General features: G+C 71.5%; 17 protein-coding genes and 2 pseudogenes. 8 read left to right on the top strand and 11 right to left on the bottom strand.

The genetic code is table 11. From position 1 onward, the window contains the following. Positions 1-105 precede the first annotated feature (105 nt). A complete protein-coding gene (locus ACWDEW_RS20430) occupies positions 106-615 on the top strand; it encodes an FAD-dependent monooxygenase (protein ID WP_450514363.1) in 510 nt (169 codons plus the stop codon). A 43-nt stretch (positions 616-658) separates the two neighbouring features. On the opposite strand, the gene ACWDEW_RS20425 is transcribed toward ACWDEW_RS20430, so the two are convergent. Next, positions 659-2065: a DHA2 family efflux MFS transporter permease subunit gene (locus tag ACWDEW_RS20425; RefSeq protein ID WP_450514518.1), complete on the bottom strand. Its 1407-nt coding sequence runs from the start codon at positions 2063-2065 to the stop codon at positions 659-661. Positions 2066-2270: 205 nt separating this feature from the next. On the opposite strand from ACWDEW_RS20425, the gene ACWDEW_RS20420 reads away from it, so the two are divergent. Then, positions 2271-2702: a MarR family winged helix-turn-helix transcriptional regulator gene (locus ACWDEW_RS20420; RefSeq protein ID WP_450514362.1), complete on the top strand. Its 432-nt coding sequence runs from the start codon at positions 2271-2273 to the stop codon at positions 2700-2702. A 16-nt stretch (positions 2703-2718) separates the two neighbouring features. On the opposite strand, the pseudogene ACWDEW_RS20415 reads toward ACWDEW_RS20420, so the two are convergent. The 3 genes and pseudogenes from ACWDEW_RS20415 to ACWDEW_RS20405 all read right to left on the bottom strand — a co-directional run bounded on the left by ACWDEW_RS20415 (position 2719) and on the right by ACWDEW_RS20405 (position 3725). Next, a pseudogene (locus ACWDEW_RS20415) lies at positions 2719-3098 on the bottom strand (fic family toxin-antitoxin system, toxin component). Next, a complete protein-coding gene (locus ACWDEW_RS20410) occupies positions 3095-3370 on the bottom strand; it encodes a hypothetical protein (protein WP_450514517.1) in 276 nt (91 codons plus the stop codon). Before ACWDEW_RS20410 ends, ACWDEW_RS20415 begins: the two are co-directional and overlap by 4 nt. Then, a complete protein-coding gene (locus tag ACWDEW_RS20405; RefSeq protein ID WP_450514361.1) occupies positions 3357-3725 on the bottom strand; it encodes an NUDIX domain-containing protein in 369 nt (122 codons plus the stop codon). Before ACWDEW_RS20405 ends, ACWDEW_RS20410 begins: the two co-directional genes overlap by 14 nt. Positions 3726-3926: 201 nt before the next feature. Between ACWDEW_RS20405 and ACWDEW_RS20400 the strand changes: the two genes are divergently transcribed. From ACWDEW_RS20400 to ACWDEW_RS20390, 3 genes are all read left to right on the top strand, one after another. After that, entirely contained in the window at positions 3927-4613 is a 687-nt protein-coding gene (locus tag ACWDEW_RS20400; protein ID WP_450514360.1) for a response regulator transcription factor, read from the top strand. Then, a complete protein-coding gene (locus ACWDEW_RS20395) occupies positions 4610-5989 on the top strand; it encodes a sensor histidine kinase (RefSeq protein ID WP_450514359.1) in 1380 nt (459 codons plus the stop codon). The genes ACWDEW_RS20400 and ACWDEW_RS20395 overlap by 4 nt, the downstream gene beginning before the upstream one ends. A gap of 86 nt (positions 5990-6075) precedes the next feature. Next, on the top strand, positions 6076-7191 hold the full coding sequence (locus ACWDEW_RS20390) for a TDT family transporter (protein ID WP_450514358.1): 1116 nt from the start codon (positions 6076-6078) through the stop codon (positions 7189-7191). A gap of 227 nt (positions 7192-7418) precedes the next feature. On the opposite strand, the gene ACWDEW_RS20385 is transcribed toward ACWDEW_RS20390, so the two are convergent. The 7 genes from ACWDEW_RS20385 to ACWDEW_RS20355 all read right to left on the bottom strand — a co-directional run bounded on the left by ACWDEW_RS20385 (position 7419) and on the right by ACWDEW_RS20355 (position 12724). Further along, positions 7419-8072: a hypothetical protein gene (locus ACWDEW_RS20385; RefSeq protein ID WP_450514357.1), complete on the bottom strand. Its 654-nt coding sequence runs from the start codon at positions 8070-8072 to the stop codon at positions 7419-7421. Next, positions 8069-8575, bottom strand: a complete 507-nt coding sequence (locus ACWDEW_RS20380; protein WP_450514516.1) for a hypothetical protein — start codon at positions 8573-8575, stop codon at positions 8069-8071. Before ACWDEW_RS20380 ends, ACWDEW_RS20385 begins: the two co-directional genes overlap by 4 nt. Before the next feature lie 85 nt (positions 8576-8660). Beyond that, complete coding sequence (locus ACWDEW_RS20375; protein ID WP_450514356.1) at positions 8661-9716, bottom strand: GlxA family transcriptional regulator; 1056 nt, start codon at positions 9714-9716, stop codon at positions 8661-8663. 184 nt (positions 9717-9900) lie between these two features. After that, positions 9901-10458, bottom strand: coding sequence for a YciI family protein (locus ACWDEW_RS20370; protein WP_450514355.1), 558 nt, complete (start codon positions 10456-10458; stop codon positions 9901-9903). Positions 10459-10462: 4 nt separating this feature from the next. After that, complete coding sequence (locus ACWDEW_RS20365) at positions 10463-11419, bottom strand: alpha/beta fold hydrolase (protein WP_450514354.1); 957 nt, start codon at positions 11417-11419, stop codon at positions 10463-10465. 73 nt (positions 11420-11492) lie between these two features. Continuing rightward, a complete protein-coding gene (locus ACWDEW_RS20360) occupies positions 11493-12137 on the bottom strand; it encodes a molybdopterin-dependent oxidoreductase (RefSeq protein ID WP_450514353.1) in 645 nt (214 codons plus the stop codon). A 167-nt stretch (positions 12138-12304) separates the two neighbouring features. Then, the gene (locus ACWDEW_RS20355) at positions 12305-12724 is read right to left on the bottom strand and encodes a TOBE domain-containing protein (protein ID WP_450514352.1); all 420 of its coding nucleotides are present in this window, start codon (positions 12722-12724) and stop codon (positions 12305-12307) included. Positions 12725-13046: 322 nt separating this feature from the next. Here ACWDEW_RS20355 and ACWDEW_RS20350 point away from each other — a divergent pair, with 322 nt between their 5' ends. The 3 genes and pseudogenes from ACWDEW_RS20350 to ACWDEW_RS20340 form a co-directional block, all read left to right on the top strand. Then, positions 13047-14381, top strand: coding sequence for a methyltransferase domain-containing protein (locus ACWDEW_RS20350; protein WP_450514351.1), 1335 nt, complete (start codon positions 13047-13049; stop codon positions 14379-14381). Positions 14382-14403: 22 nt separating this feature from the next. Continuing rightward, positions 14404-15093: a M24 family metallopeptidase gene (locus ACWDEW_RS20345; RefSeq protein WP_450514350.1), complete on the top strand. Its 690-nt coding sequence runs from the start codon at positions 14404-14406 to the stop codon at positions 15091-15093. A 13-nt stretch (positions 15094-15106) separates the two neighbouring features. Then, positions 15107-15292, top strand: a pseudogene (locus tag ACWDEW_RS20340) (MOSC N-terminal beta barrel domain-containing protein); the annotation flags it as partial. Positions 15293-15559: the final 267 nt, after the last annotated feature.

Below are 15559 nucleotides of genomic sequence, written 5' to 3'. Positions count from 1 at the left end.
CGGGCCCCGCCGAGAGGCAGTCGCCGCCGCGACGGCATCCCGGCCGGCGCGTAACCACGCAGCCCCGACACCACCGCCTTCGCCGAGCGCGCCGCGATCTTGGCGGTGCACTGGCAGGACAAATGCCTCGGCAAGGACGTCGACCTGGAGAAGGTGGCACGCGGCACGCCGGGGTTCTCCGGTGCGGACCTGGCCGACGAGGCTGCCGTCGTCGCCGTGATCCGCGACTCCACCGGCATCCACGAGTACCCGATGGTGGACCGCGACCCGCTGCCGCGCTGGAGCTTGGGCCGGGTGACGCTGGTCGGGGACGCCGTCCACCGCATGTATCCCGTGGGCATGGACGGCGGCTCCCAGTCCATCGTCGATGTTCCGGTCCTGGCCTGGGCCCTCGCCCACCACGACGATCCGGTACGGGCGTTGGCCCGGTACGAGGGCGTGCGCCGCGAACCCCTGAACCAGCTGATGCCGGCCAACCGCGAGTTGGGCCCGGAGAAGATCATTGTCCTGGTCGAGGAGGCCGGCGGCCCGGTGCCCGAGGAGCGCGTGACGGCAGTCTCCAAGGGCTACGGACAGCTGGCCGGGTATTACGACCGCCGTACTCAACTCCCGTGATTCCTGGTCGGTTTCACCAGTGAGTCCCTGAGGGCGCCGGCGGTTAGTGCGCCTCCTCATGCCGGCGTCGCGGCGAACCGGTCCCGCCCGACGCGGTGGTCCCGCGGGCGGCGGCGCGGGCCGGGCCGTCGGGGATGGTGAAGGCGAAGAGGGAGGTCGCCGCGGCGAGGGCGGCCAGGGCGAGATAGGCGTGCTGGTAGGCGGTGATGGGCGGATCCGCCGCGGCCGAGGCGGGCGTACTCAGCACCAGGGCCGTGGTCACCGCCGCCGGGGCGAAGGCGCCGCCGGTCTGCCGTACGACCGTGTTGAGAGTCGACGCCTGCGCCAGGTCCCTGCGGGAGACGGTCGCCAGCGAGGCCACCGTGGTCGGCATGAAGACGCCGCCCATGCCGACGCCGAGCAGGAACATGTACGTACGGAAGGTCCACAGACCGGTGTCCTGGTCGCAGGTGGCGAAGAGCAGCAGGACCCCGCTCACCATGGCCAGGCCGGCGCCGATGATGATCCGGGGGCCGACTCTGGAGTACAGGACGCCGACGACCTGGACGGTCAGCAGCACACCGAAGGCTTCGGGGAAGGTGCTGGTGCCGGACTCCAGTGCCGAACGGCCCTGCCCCTGCTGGAGGAAGAGCGGGCCGAGGTACATGGCGCCCAGGATCGGCACCAGGCCCACCAGATTGATCAGGTTGGTGTCACGGAAGAGCCGGTCCGCGAAGAGCCGGAGCCTCAACAGCGGTTCGGCGGTGCGGAGTTCGAAGAGGACGGCGGCGGTGAGCAGGACCGCGCCGAGCATGAGGGCGGTGACGACGGCGGGGGAGGACCAGCCCCGGTTGGGGCCCTCGCAGACCCCGAACATCACGGAACCCAGGGCCGCCGCGCTCAGCAGCAGCCCGGTGAGGTCGAAACGGCCTGGCCGGTGACCGCGGTGCTCGGCCAGGAAGACCGCTCCGAACACCACGGCGGGCACACCCAGCGGCAGGTTGACGTAGAACACCCAGCGCCAGGACAGGTGGTCCACCAACAGGCCGCCGAGGATCGGCGCGACGGCCGGGGCCATCTGCTGCGGGACGATCATGTACCGCGAGATCCGCACCTGTTCCCACGAGTTGAAGGTGCTGTAGAGCAGCGAGGACGCGGCGGGGAAGAGCAGTCCGGCGGAGAGCCCCTGCACTGCGCGGAAGGCGACGAGTTGGGCGAGGTCGGCCGCAGCGCCGCACAGCAGTGACGAGCCGAGGAAGGCGCCGAGAGCGGTGAGCAGCACGCGCTTGGCGCCGAACCGCTCCACCAGCCAGGCCGAGGCGGGGATGGCCATGGCCAGACAGACCGGGTAGACCACGACCACACCGTCCAGGGCGGCCGTGGTCAGCTGGAACGTGCGGGCGATGGAGGGCAGCGCCACGGTCGTGATCGCTCCGTCGACGATCGCGATGAACGTCACGCAGACACACATGACCGGCACGACCAGACGCTGGCCCGGGCGCGGGCCGAGGCGTATTCGGGAGGCGAGGGGGACGGGGGAAACGGGGGAGACGGGACGGCGTCGGAACAGCAGCACATGCTGAGCATACTCACTATGTGAGTGCTCATAGGTCGCGGTCGAGGAACGTAGAATCGGTCCTCATCGCGAAAACGGGGAACGGGGAACGGGGAACGTCATGGCAGTGCACGGCAGCAGCGACATCCTGATCGACGAGCTCTACGAGACGACCCACCGGCTACGGCAGTTCGTGGAGACCCGGCTGCGCGCCAACGGCGCCTCGGTCGCCCGGCTGCGCGCCCTGCGAATGCTCGCCCACGCCGAACAGCCGCTGCGCATGCGGGACTTGAGCGAGATGACCGGTGTCTCGGCCCGCACCACTACCAGCATTGTCGACAGCCTGGAGCGCGACGGGCTGGTGGAGCGTGTACGCCATCCGCACGACCGGCGCGCGTTCCTTCTCCGCCTCACCGACAAGGGCCGGGAGTGCCATCGTGAGGCCGAGGAGGTCGACGGCCTCGCGCTCGCGGAGGCGACGGCCGAACTGGACGCCGACGACCGCGAACAACTGCGTACCCTGCTCGCGCGCATCCGGAAGGCGACGTCCTGAAGCCCGTCCGGGAGGCTCAGGCGCTGGTCCACTCGCGCGGCCGGCGCGCGATCCTGGGCACGCCCAGTTCCCCGGAAGGCACGTCGCGGACGAGCGCCACGGCCGCCTTGGGCGGGTAGTCGAGGCGGCGCTCGTTGAGGATCGGGCAGGCCTCGGTGGCGTGCCGAAGGCCTCGTGGGAGTGTTCCAGGCAGGGCAACTTGGCGAGGTTCTGGAGCAGCGCCGCCTTGAGGTGCAGGGAGCCGTAGATGTCGCGCTCCATCGAGAGGGCGTCGACGCGCGGGGCGGCGGCGTGGAGCGGGCCGTAGTCGTCGACCTGGGGATCACGGTCGAGCAGCCCGGCGGCGTGCAGCAGGAGCGTGACGTCCAGCGGGTGCGGCGGTTCGTGCTGGGTCACGCGGCGTGCCCCTGCTCCCCGCGCTCTGGTTCGCGCAGTGCCTCCGCCTCGGCCGCCCGCTGCTCCGCACTGAAATCCGCAGTCCCCGGCTCGGCCGCGAACGCCGTGCCGCTGCGCGCCCTGGACTCCTCGAATCCCGCGAGGAACCGCTCTTCTACGGCCGTCGCCCGCGCGTAGGCGGCCGAGAGGATGTACTCCTGCAGGCTGACGCCGGCCTGCTCGGCCGCCGCCTCGATTGTGGCGTGCTGGCGGGGGTTCCTACACGGGCGTATGACCCTCCAGGTAGGTGCGCACGGGTGCGGGCAGCCCGCCGGCGACGGCCTCGGCGAACGGTGCCCAGCGGAGCTGCCCGGCCGTGAGCTGAGCCTCCCCGGACGGGTCGTCGCTCAACAGGTGACACACCACGGCCGATCCGCCCTCCGTCCGGGGTTCCAGAAGGCTTGAGCCGTCCACGAGGTAACCCGTGAGTTCGTACACCACGCGCGCAGCGGTGGCCTGTGCGGTCTCGGCCTCCTCGGGGACACCGGACGGGAGGCTCCAGCCGCCCTGCACGTTCACCAGCAGCAGGCGTGCGTCGTCCACGACGACCGCTTCCACCACGTCCTGGGCAGCCTGCTCCAACGTCATGTCCCAACCGTCCCTTCGTTCACACAGGGAGCGACCGTCCGGCCGCGTCCGACCCGGTTTCCTACCCGGAGCACGTCGGTTCACGCGGGACGAACGCCGTCGGAGGCGTTGCCCCGGCATCCGAACCCGCTCATCCACCTGCGCACCTTGAGCGGGCCGCCTTCAGGTTGCCCACAGGGCGGAGGGGCCATTCTGATGGGCATGCGGATACTCGTGGTCGAGGACGACCTGCGCCTGGCGGCGCTGCTCCACCGTGGACTTGTGGGCGAGGGGTACGCGGTCGACGTCGCGTACGACGGGCTGCGTGGCCTGGAGATGGCGCGGGAGAACGCGTACGACGCACTGGTACTCGATGTGATGCTGCCGAAGCTGAACGGCTTCGGCGTGTGCGAGCGTCTGCGCCGCGCGGGGATGTGGGTGCCGGTGCTGATGCTCACCGCCCTGGACGGCGAGTACGACCAGGCCGAGGGGCTCGACCTCGGCGCCGACGACTACGTCACCAAGCCGTTCTCCTTCGTCGCGCTGGCCGCCCGGCTGCGCGCCCTGATCCGCCGGGGCCGACCGGAACGGCCGGCCGTGCTGCGGATCGGCGACCTGGAGATCGATCCGGCCGCCCGCCGCTGCCGACGCGGCGGCACGGACGTCGTACTGACGGCACGTGAGTTCGCCGTCCTGGAATACCTGGCCCGCCGCGGCGGGGAGACCGTGTCCAAGGGCGAGGTCCTCGAACACGTCTGGGACGACCGCTTCGACGGCGACGTCAACATCGTCGAGGTCTACGTCAGCGCACTGCGCCGCAAGATCGACACGCCCTTCCGGCGGCACACCATCCGCACTGTCCGCGGGGCCGGCTACCGGCTCGACGCGCCGGAAGGGAGCCGGCCGTGACCTGGAACCGCGCCCGTCACCTGCCGCGGCTGCTCCGCCGCCTACGGCCCGCCACCATCCGGCTGAGACTGGCCCTTCTGGCGGCCGTCATCACCCTGGTCCCGCTGAGCGCAGCCGTGGTGCCCATCGCTTTCACGGAGCGCACGTCCCTGCTGCAGAGCGCCGCCCGCCGTACATCCGCCGCCGAGCTGGACGCCTACACGCTGCTGAACACCGTCATGGACCCGCCCGACTGCACCCGGTCCTTCCAGCGGATCCAACGCTTCAGGAACACCCACATCAGTCTGTGCCGACCCACGCGGCAGGCGGGGCAGAGCAAGGGAAAGCTGTCACTGCTTCCGTGGGCCGACCCGGCCGGCGCGCCCGTACCGATCCGCGTCATCGTCGACCGGTCGTCCATGGCCATGGGCCTGTCCCCCAACAGCGTCGTCCTCACTCAGTCTCTTGAGGCCGAACAGGCTCGCCTGAACGCCGTCGTCCGGGCCCTTCTCGGCGGCGTCGCGGGGATCACGCTGCTGGTGGCGGGCGCCACGTGGTTCGCGGCGGGCCGGGTGCTGCGCCCCGTCGAGGCCATCCGCGCCGACTTCGCCGAGTTCAGCGCACGCCACCTCGACCGGCGCGTCCCCGTCCCGCGTACCGGCAACGAGATCGCCCGGCTGGCCGTCACCATGAACGCCACGCTGGACCAGTTGCAGACCGCGGTCGACCGCCAGCGCCGGTTCACCGCGGACGCCTCCCACGAACTGCGCACCCCGCTCGCCTGCCTGCGCACGGAACTCGAACTCGCCCTCAACAGACCCGAGTCCGCGGACTGGCCGCAGGTCGTCGGCGCCGCGCACGACGACACCATCCGGCTGCAGACCCTGACGGAGAACCTCCTCCTGCTGGCCCGCCTCGACGCCGAACACGCCGAAGGCCGCGCCTGGCCCGGCGCACCCGTCGATCTCACCGACCTCGTCCGGGAGGAGATCGCCCGCCGCCCGCCGACCCGCCCGACCCTGCACGTCGTGACGGACGCCGGCCCACTACTCGTGCCGGGCCGGCACGCCCTGATCGCCCGTGTGCTGGCCAACCTCCTGGACAACGCGGAACGGCACGCGAGCAGCACCGTCACCGTCCGTCTGAGCCAGGACGCCGGGTGCCGTGAAGCCGTCCTCGATGTCGAGGACGACGGGCCCGGCATCCCGGCCCCGGACCGCGCCCGCATCTTCGAGCGCTTCACCCGCCTCGACGACGCCCGCGCCCGCGACACCGGCGGCTTCGGACTCGGCCTGGCCATCGCCCACGACGTCGCCACCCTCCACAACGGAACCCTCACGCTCGCCCCGCCGGACGGCAGCACTCGTTTCACACTGCGGCTCCCGCTGCACCACTGACACGAACGCGCTCGATATCTGCCACGACGCCCTTGCATCAGGACATTGCCTGCGGCGCTGCCCCACCCCCGGCCTACGTTCGGGTCATGTTCCCCTCCTCACCCACCCGTTCCCTGTCGCCCACGGCCCCCAGGGCCACGCGTCCGCCGCTCAGTCCCAGTTGGTTCGCGGCCGTGATGGGCACCGGCATCGTCGCCGACGCGGCGGTCACCCTGCCGCGTGGCTTCCCCGGGCTGCGGACCGCCGCCACGGTGGTGTGGCTGGGTGCCGTACTGCTGCTGGTCCTGTTGACCGCCAGGTATCTGCGGCAGCGGGCCCTGCGGTCGCACGCGGCTGATCCGGTCCTGGCGCAGTTCTTGGGCGCGCCGCCGATGGCACTGCTCACGGTGGGTGCCGGGGCGTTGCTGCTCGGCCGGCGGGCGATCGGCCTCCACGCGGCGCTGGACGTGGACTGGGTGCTGTGGTCGCTCGGCACCGCACTCGGCCTCGCCGCCGCCTGCACGGTGCCCTGTCTGATGGTCACCCGGCACCGCTTCGCGCCGGACGCGGCGTTCGGCGGCTGGCTGATGCCGGTGGTACCGCCCATGGTCTCCGCCGCGACGGGCGCCCTGCTCGTCCCCCACGCACCGGCCGGCCAACTCCGCCTCGCCCTTCTCCTGGGCTGCTACGCGATGCTCGGACTCGGCCTAGTCGCCGCGCTTCTGGTCCTCGCGATGATCTACGGCCGCCTCGTGCACCACGACGTCCCCACCGGCGCGATCGTGCCCACGGTGTGGATCGGCCTGGGGGCCCTGGGGCAAGCGGTGACGGCACTCGGCGCGCTGGCCGTGGCGGCACCGAGCGCCCTGCCTGGGCTCTACGCCCGGGGCGCCGAGGTCCTCGCGCTGCTGGGCGGAGTCGTGGTGTGGGGCTTCGCCCTGCTGTGGCTGGCGCTCGCCACCGGGCTCACCGCACGGACGATCCGGACCGGGCTGCCGTTCGCGCCCACCTGGTGGTCGTTCATCTTCCCGGTCGGCGCGCTCGTCACCGCGACCAGCACGCTCGCGGCGCGGACCGGCTCGGTCCTGTTCGCCTGGGCCGCCGTCGTGTTCTACGTGCTGCTCGTCCTGGCCTGGATCGTCGTGGCCGGCCGGTCTCTGGGCCATGTCGCCACCCCGACCGCCCTTTCGATGCGACGGAAACCGATCAACTCCCCGAGCTGACAAGGCCCTTGGGTGGACGGAGCGGACGAGGCCGTCGTCGAGTCCGAGCAGCCCGTGGCGCGAGGAGAGGATCAGCAGCCGGTCGGCTCCCAGTGCCTCGGCCGTCCTGCGGCACGCGCGGTGGCAGAAACCGATGTACGGGTCCGCGGCTCGCGCGGGCCGGTCCAGCCTCGCCGTGGCTTAGGGGCTTCGGCTTCCCGAGCGTTCGCCGTGCCGCGTCCGAGTGGCTATCTCGCGGGCCGGTGTGGGTTCGGCGTGCCGTCATCGCTCATGTGCGCCCGCTGCCAGATCTCCTTCCAGCCGAACGGGAGCTCCGGCACGAGCCGGTGGCGCTGACCGCACGGACACGGCGACGGCACCCACGCACACCCACGGCACAGTTCGACCCAGCCGTGCCCGGTCGAGCTCGGCTCCAGCGGTCCCTCGTCCCCGCAAGCCGGGCAGCCGGGCAGATCGACACCGTCCAGAAGCGCGTTCTGCCGCCGGACGTACTCGGACAGCCGCAGCGACGGGTGTCGAAACGGGTCTTCGAACCAGGCACGGTCCGGGCTCTCCCACCAGCTCCGCAGCCACCACGGCCGAGGGTTCGGCACAGCCCGCCGTCCGGCCTGCTTCTCCGCCCGACGCCGCACCGCGTACTCCTCTGCCCGCACGAGCCACAGCACCCGCGCCTCGTGCAGTTCCTCCACCGCCCGCGCCGGCGCGTCCGGGTCCGCCTCCAGCCGTCGGGGGATCCCGGCGCTGAGCGTGAGGTGGTGGTGTGTCGCCCGGAGGCCGTATGGAGCAAAAACGGTGAGGCAGGTGCGCAGCGCGCTGTGCCGCCGGTGAAGGGGGAGTCGGGCGTCGTGCACGCGCGCCCGGTGGGTCAGAAAGCTGGTCACTTTGTGAGCTCTGGGTCCATTGCCCGCGTCAAGGCGGCCGTGACGGCGGCGGCGTGTGTCGGCAGGTGGGGTCCGGCCCGGGTTCCGGCGAGGCGGAGGAAGTCCCGCAAGTCCGCCTGGGTGCCGGTGACGAGCACGCGCAGCTGGTCCAGCGGCAGTTCGATCACCGGGCCGCCGTCCTCCGCCTGGGCGTCGAGGGTCAGCCGCACGGCGTCGCCGACACGTTCGGCCGCCGGGGAAGGGGCGTGACAGAGGGAGGAGCAGCCGGTGCCGTCCAGCACCTCCCGCCGGTCCCGCCAGGTCTCCGGGCCGTTGCAGCTGCCCGCCTCGACGAAGACGGTGTCGGTGGCTGTGTCGGTCGCCCGGGACCTGCCGGGGGCGAACAGGTCGGGCATGGTCAGCGGCCCGTTCAGGAACGCGCCGAGCGGGTCGGTCGGGCACGGTCCGTGGTCCTCCTCCGGCGGGAAGTCGTCGGCAGCGAAGATCTCCAGTACGGGTCGCATCACAGTCACACAGGGATGATGCCGGACCCGCTGCCACACCACCACGGGCTTCAGCTACGGCACCGGGCTCGGCGGCCGCTCGATATCAACGGCCGCGGGAACCCGCGTACTCCATCAATGACGACGACTTCCGGCTTGCGGAGGTCGAGTCGGTCGTGCCCGCGCCGGTCGTCCGGAAGCTCGTCCGGAACGCCCCCGGTGTCACGCCCAAGTGCCGTACCAACGCCCTGCGGAGCGACTCGGCCGAACCGAACCCGGCGCGGCGCGCCACCACCGGCAGTGAATCGTCACCCGTCTCCAGCAACACCTGGGCGGCCTCCAGCCGGACCTGTTCCACATACCGGGCCGAGGTTGTCCCCAACTCTTCGTCGAAGAGCCGGCTGATGTGCCGGACGCTGACGCCCGCCCGGCGTGACATGGCGGTCAGCGTGTGGTCGGCGCCGGGGTTCGCGGCGACCTCGTCCAGGGCCCGGCGGAGCACCGCATGCCGGGAGTGCGGGAGCTGGGAGCGGACGCTGAACTGGGACTGTCCGCCCGGCCGTTGCATGAAGACGACCATGTCCTTGGCGACCGCCCGGGCGACCTGGGCACCGTGGTGCTCCTCGACGAGCGCCAAGGACAGATCGATACCGGCACTGACGCCCGCCGAGGTCATCATCGGCCCGTCCCTGACGAAGATGGCGTCCGGTTCGACCCGCACGGACGGGAAACGCACGGCCAGTTGCCGGGACTGCCGCCAGTGCGTCACGGCGCGGCGCCCCCGCAGCAGTCCGGCCGCGGCCAGCAGGAACGCGCCGGTGCACACCGACGCCGTACGACGGGCTGTGCCGTGCAGTCGCCGGACCACATCCAGGAGCGCGTCGTCCTTGATCAAGGTCTCCCATTCCGGACTGCCCGGCACCACCAACACGTCGTACGGCTCGTGCACGTCGTCGACGGCGAGGTCGGCGCTGATACGGGTCCCGGCGGAGGTGATCACCGGCGCCCCGTCCGCCGAGGCGATGCGAACCCGGTAACGCCCGCCGAATGCGTTGGCCGACGCGAACACCTCGATCGGGCCGGTCACGTCGAGCAGCCGTACGCCGGGGAAGACGAGGACGGTGACGGTGAGCGGGCCTGAGGCGGTGCGGTTGTGGTTCATCGGACAGCCAGAGTGCGTCCGTCACCCGTGCTGGTGCCACGACCGGCTTCCTCTCTGCTGGGAGGCAGTGCCTCCCAGCAGGCTTGAGGATGAGGGTGAACGGCTTCCCGGCCCTTGGCGGCTGGTTCGCGCGGGGGCACGGTGTCGGCCAAGGCGCCGTGCAATGGCCGACCCTGACGTGCCGTCAGGACGGTCGGCCGCCGAACTGCCAGTTGTGCACCTCGATGTCCGCGTACCGCTCCTCGGTCAGGACCGCACGTGCACTCGCCGGGTCCGGCGCGCGCAGCAACGCCGCCGTGCCCAGCCAGTTGGCGCCGTCGTCGGACAACAGTGGTCCGTACGCGATGAGTTCGTCCCGGCGCGGCGGTACGGCGAGGTCTGCCACGGACTGCGGCCCGGTGCCGAGGCCGATCACCAGGTACCGGTTGCCCCCGGTCCTGCCTCCGGGAAAGTCCCACATGGTGCGCCCCAGCGTGTTGCGCCACCGGCGCAGCAGTACGTCCCGGTAGACGCCTGCCTGGTAGTTCGGCTCGTCGAAGGCGAACGCGCGGGCGGCGGCCGGATCGGGCAGGCGGAGGATGTGGACGCTGCCGGTGGGGGTGTCGCCGTCGTCGCTCAGGGTGGGGCCCCGGGCGATCATCTCCTTCGCGTACCCGTCCATGTAGGACCAGTGCTCCTGCAGCAACTCGTGGCGCAGGGCAAGGGAGTTGGGCCGGTCGCGGTGGTAGCAGAGAAACTCCATGGCCTCAGGCCCTGAGGAAGTCGATGAGTGCCGCGTTCACCTCGTCGGGCCGTTCCTGCTGGGTCCAGTGCCCGCAGTCGGCCAGTTCGACGGGCTTGCGATGCAGGTTCGGCATGAAGTCGGGCAGCTGCTCGATGAGGTCGCGGGCACCGGGGAACGCGGGGACGAGGTCGCGGTCGCCGTAGATGTACAGGGAGGGCCGGGTGACCACGGCGTTGTCCCACGGCGCGGTCAGTTCCCAGTTGCGGTCGAGGTTGCGATACCAGTTCAGGGCGCCGGTGAAGCCCCCGGAGAAACTCTCGGCGAGCGCGTCCAGATCGTCCTCGGTGAGCCACTCCGGCAGCACCTCGGGGTCCTCCATGTCCGCGAGCCAGCCTCGCTCGGGGTCGACCATCGGCTGCGCGATCTCACCGGAGGGGGACGCCGAAGCGGACGCGTAGTAGAGGAACTTGCGGAGCGTGGCACGGGTGTCCCTGGCGAACTCCGCGTCGGCGACACCGGGACGCTCGAAGTAGTTCCAGTAGAACCGCCCCCCGAACAGTTCCCGCATCATGGCCAACGGACGGTGCGGCCCCCGGAACGGCGGCGGCACGCTCAGACCGGCCACTCCGAGCACCATGTCCGGCCGCAGCAGCGCGGTGTGCCAGGCGACCGGCGCGCCCCAGTCGTGGCCGACGACATACGCCTTCTCCTCGCCCAACTCCTTGATCAGGCCGACGACATCGCCGACCAGGTGGAGGATGGTGTACGCGTCGACGTCGTCGGGATGGTCACTGCTGCCGTATCCACGCTGGTCGGGGGCGACCACGCGGAAGCCCGCGTCGACCAGGGGGCCGAACTGGCGGTGCCAGGAGTGCCACGACTCGGGGAAGCCGTGCAGGAGCACCACCAGGGGGCCCTCGCCCTGCTCGGCGATGTGCAGCCGAATGCCGTTCACGTCAACCATGCGATGCGCAACCATGGGAACGAGCGTACGTGCCGTGATCGTCGGGCAGCAGGGCGGGTTTTGGATCCCGGGCGGAGACCTCGGACCCTCAGTTGTTCGGGCCCGAGCCGTCCCCGTCCTGCTCCTGGTAGGAGTAGCGCTGCTCTTTCCACGGGTCGGCGATGTTGTGGTAGCCGCGTTCCTCCCAGAAACCGCGGCGGTCCTCGGTGAGGTACTCGACGGCACGCAGCCACTTGGGGCTCTTGTAGCCGTACAGGTGCGGTACGACCAGGCGCAGCGGGAAGCCGTGTTCGGCGGTGAGGGGCTCGCCGTTGTGGTGGGTGGCCAGCAGGGTCTGCGATGCCGTGAAGTCGGCCAGCCGGAGGTTGGCCGAATAGCCGTACTCCGCCCAGGCCATGACGTGCGCGACCTCCGGCGCGGGCGGGACCAGGTCCAGGAGGGCGGTGGCGGGGATGCCGTACCACTCGTGGTCGGTGGAGGTCGGGCCGGACGCGCAGTGCAGATCGGCGACGACCGTGACATGCGGCAGGGGCGCCAGTTCGCCGAAGGTCCAGCTGTGCTCGGCGCCGTCGGCGGTGGCGCCGTGGACCCGCAGGTTCCAGCGGTCTGGGCGGAAGCGGGGGACGGGCCCGTAGTGCGAGACCGGCCAGCCGTGCACATGGCGCTGGCCGGGCGGGATGCGGCGGGCAGGGTCGGCGGCCGCCTCGGCCGTGTCCTGTCGGTCGCTTGCCACGCGGGACGTACCTTCCTCGCCGGTGACCTGGTTGCGGCTGCCTCTCCAGAGCAGCGTAGGCGCTCCCGTCCGACGCGACCGAGTCCGGGTCGGGGTGCGCCTGCACGCTTCGCCACTCTGCGAGGTGCGAGCTGGGATCGACGCCGGGCCGGCACGTCCCGAGCAGGTCAGACGGTCGCCAGGGACACCTCGGTCGACTTGATCAGCGCGACGACCGGTGAACCGGCCGTCAGACCCAGGTCGCCGACCGCGTCCTTGGTGATCGCCGCGGTCAGCTCGCCCCCGTCGACCGTGATCTTGACGACGGCCATCGCCCCGCCGGTGGCGACCTCGCTGACCGTGCCGGGCAGCTGGTTGCGGATGGACAGCCCCGCCACCCGGCCGGTGGCGAGCGCGACCTCGGTGGACTTCATCATGGCGCGTACGGCCGTACCCTCGGCGAGCCCCAGGTCCTTCACGGCCTCCAGCGTGATCGCCGCCGTGAGGTCCTGGCCGCCGTCGAGGCGCACCTTCACGGTCGCCATCACCGCGCCCGGCGTGACGGCCGTGACGGTGCCGGGAATCTGGTTGCGGATGCTCAAGGTCATGACGGAACGCCTCACAGAGAAAAGTTATGGATTGCCTGATTTGTCGCCGACTGTGCGTCCATAAGCTAGCCGCTCCGGACGTGCCCGTCGCAGACCTCGTCGCATCCGCCACCTGGGAGTTTTCCGGTCCTGGCAAATCGGAGCAACCCGCGAACGGGGAGGGTGGCCACCGGAATTCCGTCGCCCCGGCGCGGGTTTTCGCCCGCGGCTGGGCAATGGGCGGAATGTCCTGGCAATTGCGAGGCAGGACGGGCTCTACATCTCGTATCCGCGTTTGGTCTCGGCCGTCGGCCGGGTACGGTCGCGCCGGAGGTGGTCGCCCGTGATCCAGATTGCGGAACACGCACCGCACGAAGGCCCCTACGCCATCGGTGCGGCGTTGGACGCGGCCGGACTGCCGACCCGGGCCTGCCGGACCTGGGCGGGCGACCCGGTGCTGGACACGGCCGACGATCTGGTGGGCCTGGTGGTGATGGGCGGGGCGATGGCCGCCTACGAGGACTTCCCCGGCCGGGACGCCGAACTGGCGCTGCTGCGCGCCGCGTTGGACGCGGAGATCCCCGTACTGGGTGTGTGCCTCGGCGCGCAGTTGTTGGCCGTCGCGGCGGGCGGTGCCGGACGGCCCGGCGACGGCGCGCAGATCGGCTGGGCCGGCGTACGGATGACGGAGGCCGCGCGCAACGACGCCCTCTTCGCGGGGATTCCCGAGCGGCTGCGGCTGCGGGTGCCGCACTGGCACGGCGACACGACGGACCTGCCGGCCGGGGCGACCGTGCTCGCCTCCTGCGAGCGGTACCCGGTGCAGGCGTTCCGGATCGGTGGCTCGGCGTGGGGAACGCAGTTCCACCTGGAGGTGGACGAGACGGCGGCCGGCGCCTTCCCGGACGAAGCCGCCACCGCCCCCGGCCTGGTGGAGTCCGCGCCCGCCGAACTGGCCGCACTGGCCCGGCACCGCGACGGTGTGTTCGAGCGCTTCGTCGCCTTCGTCGCGGCGCGCGCCGAGCGGACCGCGACTCGCGCCTTCTTCACCCGGCGGGCGGCCACCTGGGAGGAACGATTCGCGGGCGACGGCCCCCGGTACGCGGAAGCCGTCGAGCGGATGGAACTGCGCCCCGGCGCCCGCGTCCTGGACCTCGGCTGCGGCACCGGCCGCGCGCTGCCCGCGCTGCGCGCACACGTCGGCGACGCGGGCCTCGTCCTCCGCATCGACCTCACGCCCGCGATGCTCGGCGCGGCCCTGCGGGAGGGCCGCGACAAGGACGGGCACCTGCTGCTGGCCGACGCTTGCCGACTGCCCCTGCCGACCGCCGCGCTGGACGCCGTCTTCAGCGCGGGCCTGATCAATCACGTACCCGACCCCGCGACCGCCCTGCGCGAATGGGCCCGGGGCATCGCACCCGACGGCACCCTGCTGCTCTACCACCCCTCCGGCCGCGCCGAACGCGCCGCCCGCCACGGCCGCCCCTCGACCCGGACGACCCCCTCGCGGAGCACCAGCTGCGCCCCGCCCTGCGCACGGTGGGCTGGAAGCTGTCCCGCTACGAGGAAGCCCCGCACCACTTCCTGGCCCGCGCCTCCCGCGTCACAGGATGAACACGCCGTCCCGTGCCACAGGGTGGGACGAGCCCGGCATGCGGAATCCCGTTGCCGACGATGATCGGGCTGGCTAGGTTCGGCCCATGGCTGACGACGAACCCACGCGGGCCGCACGCCTGCTCGATGCCCAGGCCAAGGCCGCGGTGCTCTTCGCGGAGATCGAGGAGCGCGGGCTCGTCGCGCCCGGCGCGGGGGAGCGCGCGGTCAGCGACCGGATCCGCGACCTCGCCAACGAGATGTTCGGCACCACCCGGCACTGGCACAAGCGGATCGTGCGCTCGGGACCGAACACCCTCAAGCCGTACAAGGAGAACCCGCCGGACCGGGTGATCGGCGCGGACGACATCGTGTTCGCCGACTTCGGGCCGATCTTCGAGGAGTACGAGGCCGACTTCGGCCGCACCTTCGTCCTCGGCGACGACCCGGTCAAGCACCGGCTGCGCGACGACCTGCCCAAGGTGTTCGCGGCCGGCCGGAATTTCTTCGAGAACACCCCGGACATCACCGGCGAGCACCTCTACGCCGAGGTCGTCCGCCTCGCCGAGAAGGCGGGCTGGGAGCTGGGCGGCTGGCACGCCGGACACCTGGTCGGCGAGTTCCCGCACGAGACGATCGAGGGCGCGCACGTCGAGTCGTACGTGACTCCGGAGAACGTCACACCCATGCGCCGCACAGACAAGGCCGGCCGCGCCTGCCACTGGATCCTGGAGATCCATCTCATCGACGAGGAAAGGCAGTTCGGCGGTTTCTACGAGGAACTGCTCACTCTCTGACGGGGATTGCTCCATGGGGACTGTCGCGGCGCTGTACCGCTATCCGGTGAAGTCGATGGCGGGCGAGGCCGTGATCGCCGCAGCGGTCACGGAGCGCGGACTCTCCGGGGACCGGGTCTACGCCGTCCTCGACGGGACGGGCGCGGTGGGCAGCGCCAAACACCCGCGCAAGTGGGGCGAGTTGCTGCGCTGCCGCGGTCGTCTCGACGACTCCGGAGTGGTGCGGGTCGTACTGCCCGACGGCACCGCTCTCCCGGTGGAAGACCCGGACCTGGAAGGGGAGTTGTCCAAAATGCTGGGCCGCCAGGTCTTCCTGTCGGCGGTCGTACCGGAGGACGGCAGGCTGGAGCGCGCTGTGCCCGCGTACGAGGGCGGGGTTCCGGACTCCGTCAGGCAGTCGGCGACCGTCGACGTCACTGGGGAGAGCATCACGACGGGCGGTGTCCGCCCCGGGGACGTTCTTCGA

It is taken from the genome of Streptomyces sp. NPDC001100 (assembly GCF_053598575.1).
Note: the sequence above shows the minus strand (reverse complement) of the source record. Positions and strands in the feature narration are given on the sequence as shown.